General features: G+C 45.3%; 13 protein-coding genes. All 13 read left to right on the forward strand.

Annotated elements, in window-relative coordinates; translation table 11 throughout:
• Window positions 1-3,191: PKD-like domain-containing protein (locus tag ACRD6K_RS10140; RefSeq protein ID WP_430973163.1), on the forward strand; the 3,191-nt coding region annotated here is incomplete at its 5' end.
• A gap of 430 nt (window positions 3,192-3,621) precedes the next feature.
• Entirely contained in the window at window positions 3,622-4,872 is a 1,251-nt protein-coding gene (locus tag ACRD6K_RS10145; RefSeq protein ID WP_430973164.1) for a hypothetical protein, read from the forward strand.
• Between the two features lie 513 nt (window positions 4,873-5,385).
• Window positions 5,386-5,742 (forward strand): hypothetical protein, encoded by a 357-nt coding sequence (locus ACRD6K_RS10150; RefSeq protein WP_430973165.1) that lies wholly within the window; start codon window positions 5,386-5,388, stop codon window positions 5,740-5,742.
• 88 nt (window positions 5,743-5,830) lie between these two features.
• On the forward strand, window positions 5,831-6,049 hold the full coding sequence (locus ACRD6K_RS10155; protein WP_430973166.1) for a hypothetical protein: 219 nt from the start codon (window positions 5,831-5,833) through the stop codon (window positions 6,047-6,049).
• A 160-nt stretch (window positions 6,050-6,209) separates the two neighbouring features.
• Window positions 6,210-6,707 carry a transposase gene (locus ACRD6K_RS10160; protein WP_430973167.1) on the forward strand — a complete coding sequence of 166 codons (498 nt, stop codon included), beginning with the start codon at window positions 6,210-6,212 and terminating at the stop codon, window positions 6,705-6,707.
• A 17-nt stretch (window positions 6,708-6,724) separates the two neighbouring features.
• Window positions 6,725-7,003: a GIY-YIG nuclease family protein gene (locus ACRD6K_RS10165; RefSeq protein WP_430973168.1), complete on the forward strand. Its 279-nt coding sequence runs from the start codon at window positions 6,725-6,727 to the stop codon at window positions 7,001-7,003.
• A complete protein-coding gene (locus tag ACRD6K_RS10170) occupies window positions 6,981-7,199 on the forward strand; it encodes a hypothetical protein (RefSeq protein ID WP_430973169.1) in 219 nt (72 codons plus the stop codon). Before ACRD6K_RS10165 ends, ACRD6K_RS10170 begins: the two co-directional genes overlap by 23 nt.
• A 158-nt stretch (window positions 7,200-7,357) precedes the next feature.
• On the forward strand, window positions 7,358-8,047 hold the full coding sequence (locus ACRD6K_RS10175; RefSeq protein ID WP_430973170.1) for a cupredoxin domain-containing protein: 690 nt from the start codon (window positions 7,358-7,360) through the stop codon (window positions 8,045-8,047).
• Window positions 8,048-8,355: 308 nt separating this feature from the next.
• A complete protein-coding gene (locus ACRD6K_RS10180; protein WP_430973171.1) occupies window positions 8,356-10,521 on the forward strand; it encodes an Ig-like domain-containing protein in 2,166 nt (721 codons plus the stop codon).
• 23 nt (window positions 10,522-10,544) lie between these two features.
• The gene (locus ACRD6K_RS10185; RefSeq protein WP_430973172.1) at window positions 10,545-11,513 is read left to right on the forward strand and encodes a PorP/SprF family type IX secretion system membrane protein; all 969 of its coding nucleotides are present in this window, start codon (window positions 10,545-10,547) and stop codon (window positions 11,511-11,513) included.
• Between the two features lie 1,634 nt (window positions 11,514-13,147).
• Complete coding sequence (locus ACRD6K_RS10190) at window positions 13,148-14,563, forward strand: Gfo/Idh/MocA family oxidoreductase (protein WP_430973173.1); 1,416 nt, start codon at window positions 13,148-13,150, stop codon at window positions 14,561-14,563.
• 431 nt (window positions 14,564-14,994) lie between these two features.
• A complete protein-coding gene (locus tag ACRD6K_RS10195) occupies window positions 14,995-16,068 on the forward strand; it encodes a DUF4855 domain-containing protein (RefSeq protein ID WP_430973174.1) in 1,074 nt (357 codons plus the stop codon).
• A complete protein-coding gene (locus ACRD6K_RS10200; protein WP_430973175.1) occupies window positions 16,061-17,104 on the forward strand; it encodes a DUF4434 domain-containing protein in 1,044 nt (347 codons plus the stop codon). Before ACRD6K_RS10195 ends, ACRD6K_RS10200 begins: the two co-directional genes overlap by 8 nt.
• Window positions 17,105-17,109: the final 5 nt, after the last annotated feature.

The following is a 17,109-nucleotide window of genomic DNA, read 5'->3' on the forward strand; positions in this document are numbered from 1 at the left end:
ATGTATATGACAACCCTGACATGGTTTTACAGAACCTGGAAGACTGTGAAGATGGCACCACAGGCAAACAAAGCTTTAACCTGAATGATGCAGTAACCAATGCCGATGGCGGAACTGTTAGCTTCTACAGCACACTGGCCAATGCCAATGCAGGCACATCCGGGATTGCAAGCCCGTCAGCCTACAGTGTGAATATCGGTCAGACAACGCTCTGGGCACGGGTAGACAACAGCAGCGACAGCGATGAAGGCTGTTACTCGGTAGGCAGCTTTACCATCGATGTGAATCCCTTACCCCGCTTAACGAGTCCTTTAACGATTGACGGAGGTGTTTGCAGTAATCAGCAATTTACTTATACGCCTGAGTTCTCGGAATCTAGCAATGGAACCTGGGAATGGTCGAGGGCTGAGGTAGAGGGTATTCGTAACCCCGGGGCTACCGAAGGAGGTAGGCTGGATCTTCCGAGGGATATTACAGAAACGTTGGAAAATGTGACAAACGCTCCGATAGATGTTGTTTACGAATATACTTTGACGAGTGCAGAGGGCTGCTCGAATGTTTATTCTGTAACGGTTACTGTTAATCCTACTCCTGAATTTGATTTGGAGGACGAATTTGTTATTTGCGAGGGAGAAATTGTTACATTAAATGCTAATCCGGGTTTATTGACGGGGCTGACCTATGTATTGACTTATGATGAAGGAGCTTATAATGATGGCACCTATCCCGACACTCAGGCTCCGACAGCCATCACGAATCAAACGGGAGAATTTAGCCTAAGCCCGGTGGTGGGAGTTCATACCTATGTGTTAACAGTATCGAATGACTACTGTGCCTATTCCAAGGTTTTCACTGTAAAGGTATTTCCTATTCCGTTTTTAAATGTATCCCCTTCGTGCTTTGAACGTGCTGTAACAGTCTCCAGTGATCTTGAGGAAGCCAACTTTACAGGTGGTGATCGAGGAACTGTGGAATATTATTACGAGAATCGGTTGCCTGATGCATGGACGACAGAGGAAACGTGGACAGAAATTCCTTACCAGACAGTTACCGTTCATGCCCGAAACACGGCATACCCTGATGCGGCATGCGAAGCTGTTGTTACGGTTATCATTGGCTTGGAGACTGTTGAATCGTATGATGTGAGTATTTGTCAGGACGACCCTGTTTCGTTGCTGCATGCGCTTGCCTTGTGTTATGGCTGGAGTAATAAATCACACGTGAAAGATGTAGACCCACAAGTGGAATATAATTTGGAAGTAGATCCGGATTACCCGGATGGTGTAACTGTTAATTACGGACTCACCGATATCTTTAAAGTCGATGAAGACAAGCCGCAAGTAACCTTTAACGATTGTAATAATAAAGATATCTTCAGTTATTCTCTTTACGAGTACCCATTTAACCCAGCCAATCCTTCGGTCAATTTTGTGACTTTTATTCCCGTTGGTGCGGCCTGTAACTCGTTTACCCTTTCAGGTCTTAATCCTGACAAGTACTACCAGTTGGTGGTGAATGACTATGATCCGAGTTCTGGTGAAACGGTAAATATTCAGTTTAATCAGAGTGATAAAGCTGACTTTCTGGAAGGAACGGCCAACGATATTCACTGGTATGATGAGAATATGAATCCGATTTTTAATGGTACTCCCTTTGATCCGGTGGCCAATGGGGATATTCCAAGTACGAGTATTCCCGGCGATTGGACCTTCTTTGTCAATTGTGGCGATGATCCAGAATGCAACCAAGAGGTTCATTATCGTATTTATCCGAGGATAGTCGAAATTGAAACAACAATTGATGAAAATGTTATTTGTTCAACCGATGAGGTTGAGATTGAGCTGGTAAGTTATGGTGTAGATGCAGGGGGCAATCCTTATCCGATAACAGACCCCGCTATTGCCGACCTGATTACATACACCTGGTCGGCAGAGGTCGTTTCCGGAGATAACACTTCCGTTGAAATTACCCCCGCGTCATGTGCAACAAATTGTGGCGATGTAATTTCAGCAATCATTACCAATGACGGAACGACAGAGGTTAACGTTCGGTTTACCATAACTGCTACATCGGACGAATGTTCAGAAGTAACTAAGACGATAGACATTACCGTTCAGCCAGAGCCCACCTTCGAAATTGTAAACAACAATGATGTAATCTGTCCTTCTGAAGATCCGCAGATTGATCCGATACGTGTTAATACCCTGACTGGGCGGTTGATCGAGGGATTGATTTACAAATGGTATTATACAATACCGGCAGGGGTTGATGTTACAGCAGTGCCTGCCAGCGGCGAAACCAGCAATGTTGATTTCGATATTTCAGGCGTATTGGTTAGCGGGTTACCGCGTCAAATACAAACGGTACAATTAACCGTTGAAGCCTGGGTAAACGGACATAACTGTGTTTCGAAAACAACAACATTGCAAGTAGGAGATAACTTAAAGCCCGAAATTACCTGCCCAACTTCTCCTTCAGAACCGTTTGATTGCTATGAGGATTTGCCTGCACCTGCTACTGATTATGACTCATTTGTAGACATTGGTGGTTGGGCAGATGATAATTGTACTAAGCCCCCATTCATTACCTATGAGGATGATTTAGAGGGAACTGAGTGTAATGGAGTAATAACCCGAACCTACCGTGCTAAAGACTATGCAGGCAATATCAATGAATGTACTCAGCAATTTACAATCACTGCCCCGCCTCTGGAAGTTACGGTTGATCAAAATGAATTTGAATGGTGTGTGACCAAATTGTTTGCAGCTACTTACGATGGCGTGATTGGTTGGGCTTCGGATATTCAGGAAGACCGGCCAGACTATTATGATCTCACTATTGGAGATAAAGAAATGTTAGATAACAATGTTCATACCGGAGATGTTTGTACGACGACCAACTTGCAATGGTCTTTGTATGCCGAAGATCCCAATAATCCGGGGCAACCGGGTACTGCGGTCGTTGAATACCTATCAGGCGGTCAGCCTCTGGTTGATCAAACCGGAACCATCGCTTCGCGAACGATACGACTAATGGGTGCCGACAGTGATAATGATGATCCCTCTTTTCCGAACAAGCATTACTATTTGATTTATGAGTTGGTTGATGACTGTAATAACGTGTCAGAACCTGCAACGGTAAGAATAACGATAACACCGCGGCCCCAGGTGCTAAAAGTGAGCATACCTTAAAAACGAAATAAAAGAACAAGATAAATGAAAAACTTAAAACAAAGGCCTATGATCAAAAACGAATAAACAACTCTGCTTACCCAAAGAACCAGGCATTCCTGCCGGCTGCTACACAACCAGCAGCCATTATTCACCAAGCCGCTTAGGACCCGGCTTACCGAACAGGAATCGTGCTTCAACCGGTAAGCAACCTTTTGGCGCCCGGGCAGCCCGGGTGTTGAAATTCCCCTTGGGGAAGCACGGAACGGACTCCTCCTGGTGAATCAACAGAACAATTGATCACCGGGACGAACAAACAAATGAAACCAACCGGCAAGCTTGCCAAAAAGCAAACCAACCGGTAGAAACAAACATTTTCACGAATGATAAATACACGAATTAACAAACAATTAGATCTTAAAACTTAGTATTCATTTTAAATTTTGACACAATGAAAAAGCAAATTTTATTTCTAACATTTTTGGTGCTAGTTGCATTACTTAATGTAAATCATGCATTGGCACAGGGGCCTGTTACAGGTACTATTGCAACTCCAATAATTGCAGATGGTAATCCAAATCCTTATGTAGATTACTTAGCAACAGCAACACCGGCCACAGCTTTAGTTACAGATCCAGGCTGTTTGCAAGGAACAAGTTCTCTTACTCCACAAGTTGGGGCTACTTATACATATGAAGTAACTGTTTCTGATCCTGGAAATGATAGGATTCATTGGTTTGTTACTGATGAGGTAAATATTCTTGCCGCTATAAATAACATTACTGGAACTACTGTAGATCAGGCAGATGGTAGTGAGTATATAATGACTGCAGGTACGGAATATAATAATGCAACAAATACTGACAATACTATTGATATTAGTTGGAATGCATTTACGACCACTGATCCTGTATTATTGGTTACTTATGTTGTTGATGCTGCAGGTTGTACAGATAATATTAAAGTTTACCGGATTGAACCGAAATTTAAATTCACATTGGATCTCGCTGCATATACTGATGAAACTGGTTCTTCAGTTGTTACTGATGGATCTGGAAACGATTGTGTTTCACCAATAGAAAGTGCAACTTTCTCTCTTGATGCAGATGGTTCAGGTACTCAAGGCTTGATAGTTGACTACGGTGAAAACTGGATTTTCTTCTCAGTAAGTGCAGCTTATTTTTCACACTCATGGCAACCGTCTTTCCGTTTAAACTATGCTGGTCAAACATCCGAAGTTCTTGAAGTATATTGGAATTATGAAGACCAAGCAACCGCTAGTGCTGCCGGATGGAATGCAGTAACTGAGTCTACAACTGGTTCAGGTATTTATGATGTCACAGCCCCTGTTTTAATACAAAATTCTGATGGTACTGATGATGGAACAGGAGAAAGCATTGTTGTTGCTGTACGTGTTGATCATGGAACAGTAGAAAATCCGGAGGCAGGCGATCGTGTACTTACTTTTGCGGTTAACGGAACAATGTATAATGGAACAGACTATAGTGATTCTAGTTTGGATGATTTAGGTCCGGATACTTTACTTGCAGATGGAACATCTGGTACTGACGGAGAATGTGACCAAGTTGATTTTGATGACGAAACAACTTTCACTCTGACTCCAAGACCTTCTGTTCAGTCAAATACACCAGCTAGTTCAACTGATGCTACATTACAACTGTTTGTCCCTGTTAATCCATAGAATAAAATATTGCTTTTTCATTCCCGTCCCTCCCGACCTCGAACCCTCGGGGTTGGGAGCGACCCAGGGAAAACGGAGAAGCGTCCCCAGTGAAATCGTCACTACGTGAATTTCACGGGGTAAACGAAGCGTAAATAATATGGAACACGGAGAAAGGAACACGGAGAAAGGATATGAGTAGTGAGAAGGACTTTAAACGAAGGCACGAACACACGAAGGCAGGAAGGCACGACTGGAGGAAAGAGTCGTGAGTATCTGAGAATCTGAATATCCGAACATCAAGATTATGGAAGACGGAGAAAGGAATAGGAAGGAAGGAGTTGCGAGTCAACGGAGTAGTCAACAACCAAACGTTGACAGGTCTGCCGAACTGTCAAGTTTGCAAACCAGGTTCTGATCGACCTGTCAGCATGCAAAGTTTCTGACAGCGTCAGAAAGAAGAGGTATGGAAAAGTTGCAAAAATCCAGTATCCGATGATCCGCATATCCAAATAGTAAGGAAAGGAGGACAACATGAGTCGTAAGGAACCAAAGAACTGTGACAAGGAACAGGAATTTGATGTTAAGGAACAGGAAAAGCACGGGAAGGAATGGCTCAGGCGTCAAAAGGAATCCGAATCCAGCGATAAGGAACCTAAATCTGATGTTAAGGAATATGCAACAGGAAAGAAGGAGTTGCGAGTCAGCTGCTTTAGTCAACAACCAAACGTTGACAGGTCTGCCGACGCTGTCAAGTTTGTGAATCAGGCTCGGATCGACCTGTCAGCATGCAAAGCTTCTGATAGCGTCAGAAAGAAGAGGACTGAAAAGTGGCAAAAATCCAGTATCCGAAGATCAGAGTATCTGATAACTGACAACTGTGAACTCTAAACTGATAATTTATCCTGTGAAATTCACGGAGTGAGCATTTCATAGGACTGTCAACTGTCAACTGATTTAAAATGAAAAACAAATGCCTATGAAACCTTTAGGAACCAGGCCTCCGGCACGGAACACCGGAGCTTCGAACAAAGATGGGCCACCTGTCTTTCGGCCGCCAACCGGTTGGGCGCACATTCGGGGCAAACCGCGCACACGCGAACCCGTGGCAGACCATCCGCCGGACAACAACCACCCACCATCCCATTCCCGGACCAGCACCGCTGGCTACCGAACAGGAGAGGAATGGTTGAAGTGAGTCGGGAGTTGAAGACGAGCAAAAGAGCGAGTATAAAAACGTTGACAGGTCTGCCGATGCTGTCATGTTTAAAAAGCTCAGCTGGAACACCATTCACCAATGAGTGTACGAAATTTCAGACAGTAGCAACGAAATAGCAAAAAGGTTAGAATGTAAAAAAATGATGCAAGAACGACTCATACAGGGAAATTACTACCACATCTACAACCGTGGGAATAACCGCTGTGATTTGTTTGAACGTGCTGATAACTACGAACATTTTCTGGGCTTGTATGATAAATACATCAGCCCGGTAGCAGATACCTTTGCATGGGTACTTATGCCGAATCATTTTCATCTGCTGGTGAAAATTAAAGAAGATGTAGTCTATCAATACACGAACGTTGACAGATCTACCGATGCTGTCAAGTTTGAAAATCACAAATGGGAAACGATCGACCTGTCAGCGTGCAAAGCTCCTGACAGCGTCAAGAAGCCTGTGCCACATCGTCATTTTGCACATTTATTCAACGCATATTCAAGGTATTTCCAACAGTATTCAGGCCGAAGCGGCAACCTGTTTGAAAGACCTTTCAAACGAAAACCAATTGAAAATGAACATTACTTGAAACAAGTCATCCTCTATATTCATAACAACCCGGTCCACCCGGTCAAATAATTTTAAATTTTTTTAGTATGAGAGATTATTACTACACCTATGTATTAAGAAGCCTGAAGGATGGTAAGAACTATACAGGCTACACTCAAAATTTAAAATTAAGATTTGAACAGCACATTAATGGGGAAGTAGCATCGACAAAACACAGAAGGCCTTTAATCTTAATCTATTTTGAAGGTTGTCTAGATAAACAAGATGCTACACATCGGGAGAAGTATTTGAAAACACATTATGGGAAACTGTTTTTGAAAAATAGATTAAAGCAATGGAGTTATGATGAATCAAATCTTATTTGACAGGGTCCACCACGGATTTTGTAGTCACCCACTGGAATATCCATGGTCAAGCTACTTATCCTGTGTTTCGATCAAGCCAACAAAACTCAAACGAGAGAAGGTAATCGGCTGGTTCGATGATCAGGCCAACTTTAAATATGCACATGAGGGGCAAGTTGAAATTGAAAAAATAGAGCAATGGCTGCAACTAAATTAAACAGACTATGGAGCGAAGACGAAAGAACGAACTTACGAAGACACGAAGTCACGACCGAGAGAAAGAGTCGCGAGAATCTGAGCATCCGAAAATCTGATAACTGATAACTGATAACTGACAACTGTGAACTCTAAACTGTAAACTGACAACTGATTGACGTGAAACGATTGATGTACCATATAATCCGTCTGGCGCTGGCACTCTTGCCGGTGATGCTGACTGTGGCTTCTGCTACGGCCCAGATGCGTACGGTATATCAAGGCGAAACCACGGAACTGAGTATCGAACAACAGGCTGGCGACAGCTACACCTGGGATTTGTATAACGATCCGAGTGTCAACTTTGCGACAGTGGACGGCAACGCGTTTGCTTCCGAAGCGTTCTTTGTAGATGACATCAACACCGGGCCAACCGTAAATGTTACCTGGCTTGAACCCGGTATCTATTTCTACCGCGTGCTGGCGGTGGATGAGGAAGGCTGTACCAACAACCTGAAAGTGGGGCGGATTGAAGTGCTGGAAGCGCTGCCAACCGCCGAGCTGGCAACCAACGAAATCTGTATTGGCGATCCCGGCTTTATCACCGTTACCTTAACCGGAACAGCGGTTTGGGAGATTAAACTTGAAGCAAGAAACCAAGCCGGAGAGGTCACGGATGTAATACCCGTCACGGTAGGCGAGAATGATCCGAATCCGTTTAATATTCCAGTTAATCCGATTGAAACAACCATTTACCGGGTGATCGAGCTAAAAGATAAGAATGGCAATAACCTGGATCCATCAGAAAGTGTCACTTTAACGGTGCATCCATTGCCGGTGAACTCAAAAATTTATCGGGTAACGCAGTAAGACGGAAGAACGAAGGCACGAGGGCATGAACGTACGAGGGCACGAAGACAAGAGGAAGAAGGAAGAAGGAGAAAGGTTAAAGGATAAAGGATAAAGGGAGAAGGCAGTAGGCAGAAGTAAGAAGGAGAGAGTGTGAGAATAGGAGAGTGCGAGAATTTGGGAAACTGTGAATAGACAATAGACAACAGACAACAGATAACTGACAACTGATAATGAAGGCACGAAGACACGAGCACACGAGGGGTAGCAACTATCAACTGAAAACTGATAACCGCTTACAGATGACAACTGTGAACTGATAACTAAATATGAACAGGCTGAAATACATACTCATACTGCTGATGCTGACTGTTACCGTCCAGGTAATGGCCCAGGGAAGCTATGTCATTGATGAAGTATGTATTGGAGCCGAACGAACCTACCGTATCGATGGAGAAGAAGGTTCTACCTGGGAATGGCAACTAACAGCTGCCGATGGCACCAATCAGCCATTGAGCAATCCTTCGGGAACCGACTTTGCCGATAAAGCACAGGATGGCAGCCTCGTCTATGGCAGCGAGGTCTCGATCGACTGGAACGTGGCTCCCGGTATTTACAGCCTGTGGGTTCAGCAAACCAGCATCTTTACTTGTCAGGATCATGAGCTGGGCACCATCGAAGTCTTCCCGATTCCACTGGCTAAGGCCGGAGAAGACCTCACGGCTTGTCCAAATGAAACCATTGAACTAAGCAATGCCACGGCCAGCCATTACAGCAGCCTGCAATGGACTACCTCGGGCGATGGTACATTCACCGATGCCACGATACTGAATCCGGGCTACACTCCTGGCCCTAACGACTTGCAAAGAGGAAGCGTACGGTTAACTTTAACGGCCACAAATCCCTGTACTTCGCGCATGAGCGACATCACCATCACCATTCTGCCACAGAACCTGCCTCCGGTAGCTATGGCTGATCAGACTTCAACAGAGCACGCCACAGAAGTCATGATTGATGTACTGGCCAACGACTCGGATCCGGAAGGTAGTCTGGACGGCACAAGCCTGCAGGTAACCGCTGAACCCGCACACGGAACCTGGCTGGTGAATGACGACCACACCATTACCTATATTCCGGAGACCGGCTACGTAGGAGACGACCAGTTCACTTACCGCATTTACGACACCGACCCCTGCGAACCGCTTTACGACGAGGCTGTGGTGAGCATCTCTATTGCTTCGCCCAACCAGGCGCCTATTGCTGATGTGGATCGGTTTGTGGGAGCCTGCGAAAGTATTTTTGGCGATCTGCTGCAAAATGACTACGATCCGGACGGCGACCAGCTGGTCATTAACACCACGCCAATCAAACAACCCGTGAATGGAACAGTGACGCTGTATGAAGATGGAACCTTCCTGTATGAATTTACTCGCGGCACCGCCTTTACCGACAGTTTCAGCTATGGGGTTTGCGACGACCATATCCTCACCCTATGCGACCAGGCCATGGTTTACATTACCGTGGAACTGGATACCGACTGCGACGGCGTACCTGATAACATCGACATTGATAAGGACGACGATGGTATTGTAGACTGGGTAGAAGGCGATGATTCGGTGGATACCGATGGCGATGGTATTCCCGATTACCTCGACATTGATGCGGATGGCGATGGTATTCCGGATAATATTGAAGCGCAGGAGTTCTATCCGTACGTACCTCCTTCCGGCGTGGATGAAAATGGCAATGGACTGGATGATATTTATGAAACCGATGGCCGCCTGGGATTGGATCCAATCGATACAGACAAGGATGGTATTCCGGATTACAAAGATACTGACTCGGACAACGACAATGTGCCCGATTATATTGAAGGTTATGACATTGGTGCCAAGGGAATCGCTGAGGTTGATCCACACCACTCCGACATTGACCGGGACGGGCTGGACGATGGTTACGACAGCTTCTACGGAGGCGTGGACTACAACAGCCCGGATAGTCCGTACGGATCGAACCCGCACTTGCAGGACTTTGACGGAGATGGTATTCCTGACTGGCGCGATACCGATGATGATGCGGATGGTATCCCAACCAAATTCGAGGACTTGAACCTGAACGGTATTTATTACGATGATGACCTGGATGGCGACGGACATCCGGAGTACCTTGATATTAATGCCGACTGTGTCATGTTCATTCCTGATGCCTTCTCACCCAATGGTGATGGCATCCACGACTACTTCCAGATTTTCTGTATTGAGAAGTACCCGAATGCCAAACTGCTGATTTTTGACCGCTGGGGTAAAAAAATGTACGAGCACGAGCATTACGGAAACCTGGATTACTGGGATAGCTTCGAGAAAGCCTGGTGGGATGGCACACGCACCAACGATGGTGGATTGGATCAGCAAAAGCTGCGGCCGGGCAACTATTTGTATGTGCTGGTTCGGGGAGACGGAAACAAGGATAGCGGAACGGTCATGCTATCTTACTAAAATTGATTAATATCGTGAGCAAGATGAAACGAAGCATAACATATCCAACAACGCACCAACCATTAGCACGGATGCTTATCCTGTTGATACTGGCCGTGCTGTGGGCTGTGCCTTCGTTTTCACAGTCCGATCCCATCTTTACCCAATACATGAACAGTATTCAAACCGTAAACCCGGCCTATGCGGGTATGTGGGACAAGGTAGGGATGCAGGTATTTACCCGTCAATACTACGTAGGACACGATCGTGCCCCGCTCACCCGGTCGATCATGTTCTACAAACCCATCAAAAATGAAAACAATGCCATTGGTCTGGATATTATTGATGACCGGCTGGCTTACGAGAAGAAGCTCACCATCACGGCTGACTATGTGTATCAGGTACGGTTGGACTGGAAAACCAACTTGCGCTTGGGACTAAAAGCGGGAATTGTGAATTACGACAACCTCCTGACCAAATACGAGTTATACCCCGATGGCATTGAAGACCCCATGTTCCTGAATGATGTGGATATCCGGCTGATGCCTACTTGGGGAATTGGTGCAATGGTCTATACCAAGGACTACTTCATCAGTTTGTCCATTCCACAGATTATTGCCAACAGCTTCCAGGCTAATCGTACCAATTATTCCTCCCTGGCCGATGTGCAGTACGCTTACTTAATTGGAGGTTATCTGTTTGGCACCCAGCGCCAGATTCGCTTCAAACCCACCATCATGGTGAAGGGGGCCATCAATGCTCCGGTGCAGATGGACCTTTCGGCCAACATTATGCTGTACGATAAACTCTGGCTTGGAGTCATTTACAGAACCACGCACACCGTAGCCGGCGTATTGCAGCTGGAAGTGATGCGCAACCTAAAAATCGGGTACGCCTTTGACTATTCGTTGTCGCAGGAATTCAGCAAATACCACTACGGAACCCATGAACTCCGAATGATTTACGAGTATGATTTCTACCGGCGTCCCTACACCAAGAAACGCTATTTCTAGGAGCCAAGAGCAGAGGGCGAAGAGCATGGGAAGAAGGAGATGCAAGGTTAAAGGGAACAAGGATAAAGGTTAAAGGTAGTAGGCAGAAGGCACTCACGAAGGCACGATTGCACGAACTGTCAACTGATAATTTATCCTGTGAAATGCACGGAGTGCGTATTTCATAGGACCGACAACTGAAAACTGACAACAGTCTGCTTAACCGCCAAGACGGAAAGCATCGCAGCGAACAGAGCACACGAAGGCACGAAGGGAAGCTGTCAAATGGAAATGGTGAGAATCGAGCATCCAATGAATGACTATTATTGACAACCAATGACTAATAAGGTCAAGTTTTTAGCTTTAATCACAGAGGACTACAGCTGGTTTCCACCGAGTTACACGGAGGAAGACAGTGGTGAGTTGGACAACTGATAACTTTCAACATTTTTTTTCAAGTCCCTCATTTCGCCGTAGGCGAAAGCAGAGGGGGCGTCAAACTCGCCCGGGCCGGCGACGGCGGGAGCGGTTTTTGGTGGGTATTCAGGGATGTGGTCCGGAAAGAAAAAACCGTGAGGCGCGAGGAAGGATAAGTTTGACAAGATTTTTTTCCTTGGTTTTTTCATCAACTGGAAAAAATGAAGTCCTGTCCGGAAGGACAAGTAAGCGATAAGGTTAAAGGGAACAAGGATAAAGAAGATGTAAGGTTAAAGGCAGAAGGCGATCACGAAGGCACGAACCCAGGAACACACGGTCGCACGAACTGTCAACTGATAATTTATCCTGTGAAATGCACGGAGTGCGTATTTCATAGGACCGACAACTGAAAACTGACAACAGTCTGCTTAACCGCCAAGACGGAAAGCATCGCAACGAACGCAGCGAACAGAACACACGAAGGCTGGAACCCTGATTGATTCCCCCCCCCCCCACCACTTCACCGCCAGGTGAAAAGTTCGGCCTACGAGGGTTTTGAAACAGAAAACAAGGGAAGGAGTCTGCGCGGGACTAGCTAAGAAAATCCTGTTTGACGACCAACGGGAGGAGTTGGTTTTCGGGGAGAGACTGATCCGCCGTTTTCGTTCAAAAGCATCGTCAGCCTAGATCTTTTCGTTCTTTTGGATCATGCCAAAAGGACAAGTTGGTTTGATGCTGATACCATTTTATTTAACCACCAAGATGCAAAGAAAGGAATACAATCACACTCGAACACACGAAGTCATGAAGGTACTTGGTTACTTTCAAAAAATCCGGCAACCTGAACATCAGGGAGTCCGAATATATGAAGGCAGGGAGCAGAGGGCAGAGGGGCACTGAGCACTTGAGAAGAGCTTTTTAGCTAGACAGTAGTTAGTAAGCAGAAGTAAAAAAACGATGCCCCGTACGCTCTGCTCTTTTTAGGAACTTTGTGATTTTCGAAGTCTAAAAGCACCAATTGAAAAAATATATTTTGTAGGAATTCATTAGAACTTTACCCGGACAGTTTTATTATCTTAGGCTCAATTCATTATCGTCAATGCAATCACTTGCAGGTGTTGCTCGGCGGATTACCGATGCTTATCGGAGGTCTGCAGATGCATGCAATAGAGTTCAGTATAGATTAGAATGAAAGTTTGATTTAAGACAAAAGAACCAACTATAAAACAAATAAACTTATGAAACGAAGAGATTTTTTACGGACTGGGGGAACTGCTTTTGCTGCTGCTGCCGGAGTTACCATCATTCCATCAACGGTATTGGGAAAGGCTTTTGGAAGCGTTGCTCCCAGTGATAAGGTTAATTTGGCTTGCTTTGGAATTGGGCACCGGGGAGGCGCTATCATTAAAGCGCTTCATAATACGGGACTGGCTAACGTGGTCGCTTTGTGTGATGTGGACATGGGGGCTGAGCATACCTTGGAGGTGATCCGGAAATTTCCGAAGGCTGCCCGCTTTCAGGATTTTCGCGAACTGTTTGATAAAATGGGAAATCAGTTTGATGCGGTGAGTGTGGGAACACCTGATTTTTCGCATTTCCCAATTACCATGCTGGCCATGTCGCAAGGGAAGCATGTATATGTGGAAAAGCCGATGGCACGTACTTTTGGCGAAGTGGAGCTGATGATGAAAGGAGCTGAAAAATATAAAGTGGTCACGCAAATGGGGAATCAGGGCCATTCAGAAGCCAATTATTTTCAGTTTAAGGCCTGGAAGGAAGCCGGGGTCATTAAAGATGTAACTGCTATAACAGCCCACATGAATGGGAAGCGGCGCTGGCATGGTTGGGATACGGGAATGACCAGATGGCCTGCAGGTGAACCTGTTCCGGAAACGATGGACTGGGATGCCTGGTTGACGACAGCTCAACATCATGATTACCACAAAGATTTTGTGCATGGGCAGTGGCGCTGCTGGTACGATTTTGGAATGGGTGCCTTGGGCGACTGGGGTGCTCACATTATGGATACCGCCCATGAATTTTTAAACCTGGGCTTGCCCTACGAGATTGATCCATTGAAAATTGAAGGGCACAATCCGTTTTTCTTTCCGCAGGCTTCTACTTTGGCGTTTAAATTTCCGGCACGGGACAACATGCCTCCGGTAACCATTACTTGGTACGACGGGGTGAACAATGTGCCTGAAGTCCCGGAAGGCTATGGTGTTTCCGAGCTTGATCCAACTATTCCACCAGCCAGCAATGGCAAGCTTCAACCTTCGAAATTGAATCCGGGCAAGATTATTTACAGCAAGGAGTTGACTTTTAAAGGCAGCTCGCATGGTAGCACCTTATCCATTATTCCGGATGAAAAAGGCAAGGAGATGGTAGCGAAGCTTCCTGAAGTACCAGTGAGTCCGTCCAACCACTTTGCCAATTTTTTGCTGGCTTGCAAGGGGGAAGAGTCCTGTCGCTCCTCATTTGATGTAGCCGGTCCGTTAAGCCAGGTTTTTAGTTTGGGCGTGTTGGCGCAGCGGCTGAATACCAAGCTAATTTTTGACCGCGAGAAGAAACAAATTACGAATAACCCATTGGCCAATGCCTTGCTTGCAGGCGCTCGTCCCCGCGCAGGATGGGAGGAATTTTATCAACTTTAATGGGGCTCGGATCAGTCTATGAATTTATGATTAGGCGGTGGAAAACAGTTGGTTCAGATTGTTTCTCATCGCCTTTCAACTTTATATGAGCATGTTGTTCTTCTATTGCATTTTGCAAGGATGAGATAGGCATGGTTGAATGATTTTCTCTTTGTAGGTGACTGTTCTTATTTTTTTTGCTCTTGCCCTTTGGTATGAGCGTTCGTAGCCCTTCATATTCGAATTTCCGCTTTTTAGCTAAAACGCATATGACCTGATTGCAATTGGATGCTTTTAAGCAGGAAGTTTGTGGCCTTTTGCTTTTTAATGAGGTTTTTAGGGGATTGAAGAGTTATCTCTCATTAGGGTTAGTAAAAATATTTATTAAATAGTTCTTGAAAACTAAAATATTTTAATTTACTTAGCTCTCCTAAACCAATAAAACTTTAGTGATGAGCCTTTCGATATTGATTTATACCCTTTTTTTATCGTGGACTGTGCTCGCTACTTCCAATGATAGTGAGGCTTATGGGAAGACAGATATTGCTGATCTGGTATTGATTTACCAAGGTGGAACTCATCGTCCGATGGAGTGGACAAAGGATCAGTTCTTACCTTATGTGGTGCATGAGAATCAACAAGGGGAGAAAAACTGGTTGTTTGATGGCTTCTTGTTTTTGGAGTTCAAGGATGGACAAGGACGCAATTATGCCCCGGGCTACGATAAACTGAATGCGCGGAAGCCGGAATGGGCATGGTTACTCGATCGCCGGTTTGAAAAGGGCAAAGCTTTCTCTGCATTAAATCAATGCATTGAAGATCAAATTTCGGAAATCGGAGCTCCCGGTTTTAAGCATAAATTAATTTCAGGTATTCCTTCTCCCATATTGAATCAAGAAGATTGGGGTGAAATAAATGGGCAAAAGTTGGACTTTCGTAAGCAAGAAGATCGACTGACAGCCGGAAAATGGTATATCGATCGTTTTCTGGAACGCTATGAGCAAGAAAACTACCAGCACCTTGAGTTGAAAGGGTTCTATTGGGTGGATGAGGATGTGCGTGGTTGTGCCGATATTTTGATTCCATTAGGTGATTACATTCGATCCAAAGGGCTCCAATTTTACTGGATTCCTTACTGGACAGCCCCCGGACGGGGAGACTGGGCAGAATACAAATTTGACTTTGCCTGGATTCAGCCTAATCACTTCTTCCATAAAGAAATCAGCGACGACCGATTGGATGAAACGTGTGACTTTGCCTGTGCAAAGAAGATGGGGGTAGAGATGGAGTTCGATGGCAGGGCCTTGGCAGATCATGAGTCGGGGTTCAGAACTCGTTTGGAAGCGTATATCGATGCCTATGATAAAAACGGGGTATTCGAGCACGCGTCGATTGCCTATTATGAGGGAGGTAATGGGGTTTACCGCTTTTCGAAGTCGAACAATCCGAAGGACAAAGAGCTGATGGACCGGCTGGCGAAGCATATTATTGAGCGAAAAAACAAACGATTTTTAAAACATGAATAGAAAGAATTTTTTATTGTCGATGGGTGCTGCAGCAATGGCGGGCCCTTTTCTTATGAATGATCTGCAAGCGGCAGCTCGAAAAAAATCAAACATTAAACCCATTGTTGGTTCGTGGTTCGAATTTCAGCACCACAGTGCTGCCGAAGGGAAGTACTGGAATCCGACTTTGGAAAAATTTACGGCTGAGCAGTGGGATGCTAAAGTAAAAGAGATTGCCGATGCCGGCATGCGCTACTTGGTTTTGCTGGATGTGGCTATTTACGGCAAAAGCTTTTATCCAACTTCATTGCTGCCAAAGCATGAAATGGGCTGTGAAGATCCGCTGGAAGTCGTGCTGACTGCTGCCGATAAATATGGGATCCGCTTTTTTGTGAGCAATGGATTCTTTGGCGAATGGACCAAGCCAGGCATGTTGATGCAGGATCGGGAGGTGAATAAATTGCGCTTGAAAGCCATGAATGAACTGGCCGAAAAGTATGGTCATCACAAAAGTTTTTACGGATGGTATTATCCGAATGAAACCGGTATTTACGGGCATTACGACGACTTCTTTATCAATTATGTGAATGAATCTTCGGCGGAGGCAGCCCGGTTGATGCCTAAAGCAAAAACCTTGATTGCTCCGTACGGAACGCGCAATGTGAAGGCTGATGATCAATACGTACGCCAGTTGGAACAACTGGATGTCGATTTTATCGCTTACCAGGATGAAATTGGAGTAGAGAAGACTCAGGTCGAGGAAAGTGCCGGCTTCTTCGAGAATTTATACAAGATGCATAAAAAAGCCGCTAAATCACGTCTTTGGGCCGATGTTGAGGTATTCCGTTTTGAAGGGAAAGTCTACCAGAGTGCCCTTTTGCCAGCTCCTGCTGAACGCGTAATTCAGCAACTGGAAGCTGTGTCTCCTTATGTCGAAAAGATTTTGATTTACCAGTACATCGGAATGATGAACAAGCCAGGATCAGAAGCCTTTGCCGGGCATCCGGATTCAACAAAATTATATACGCAATTGCGCGAGCATAAAGCGATAAAATAAACCGG

This window comes from Sunxiuqinia rutila, from assembly GCF_050589705.1.
In the GTDB taxonomy this organism is placed as follows: domain Bacteria; phylum Bacteroidota; class Bacteroidia; order Bacteroidales; family Prolixibacteraceae; genus Sunxiuqinia; species Sunxiuqinia rutila.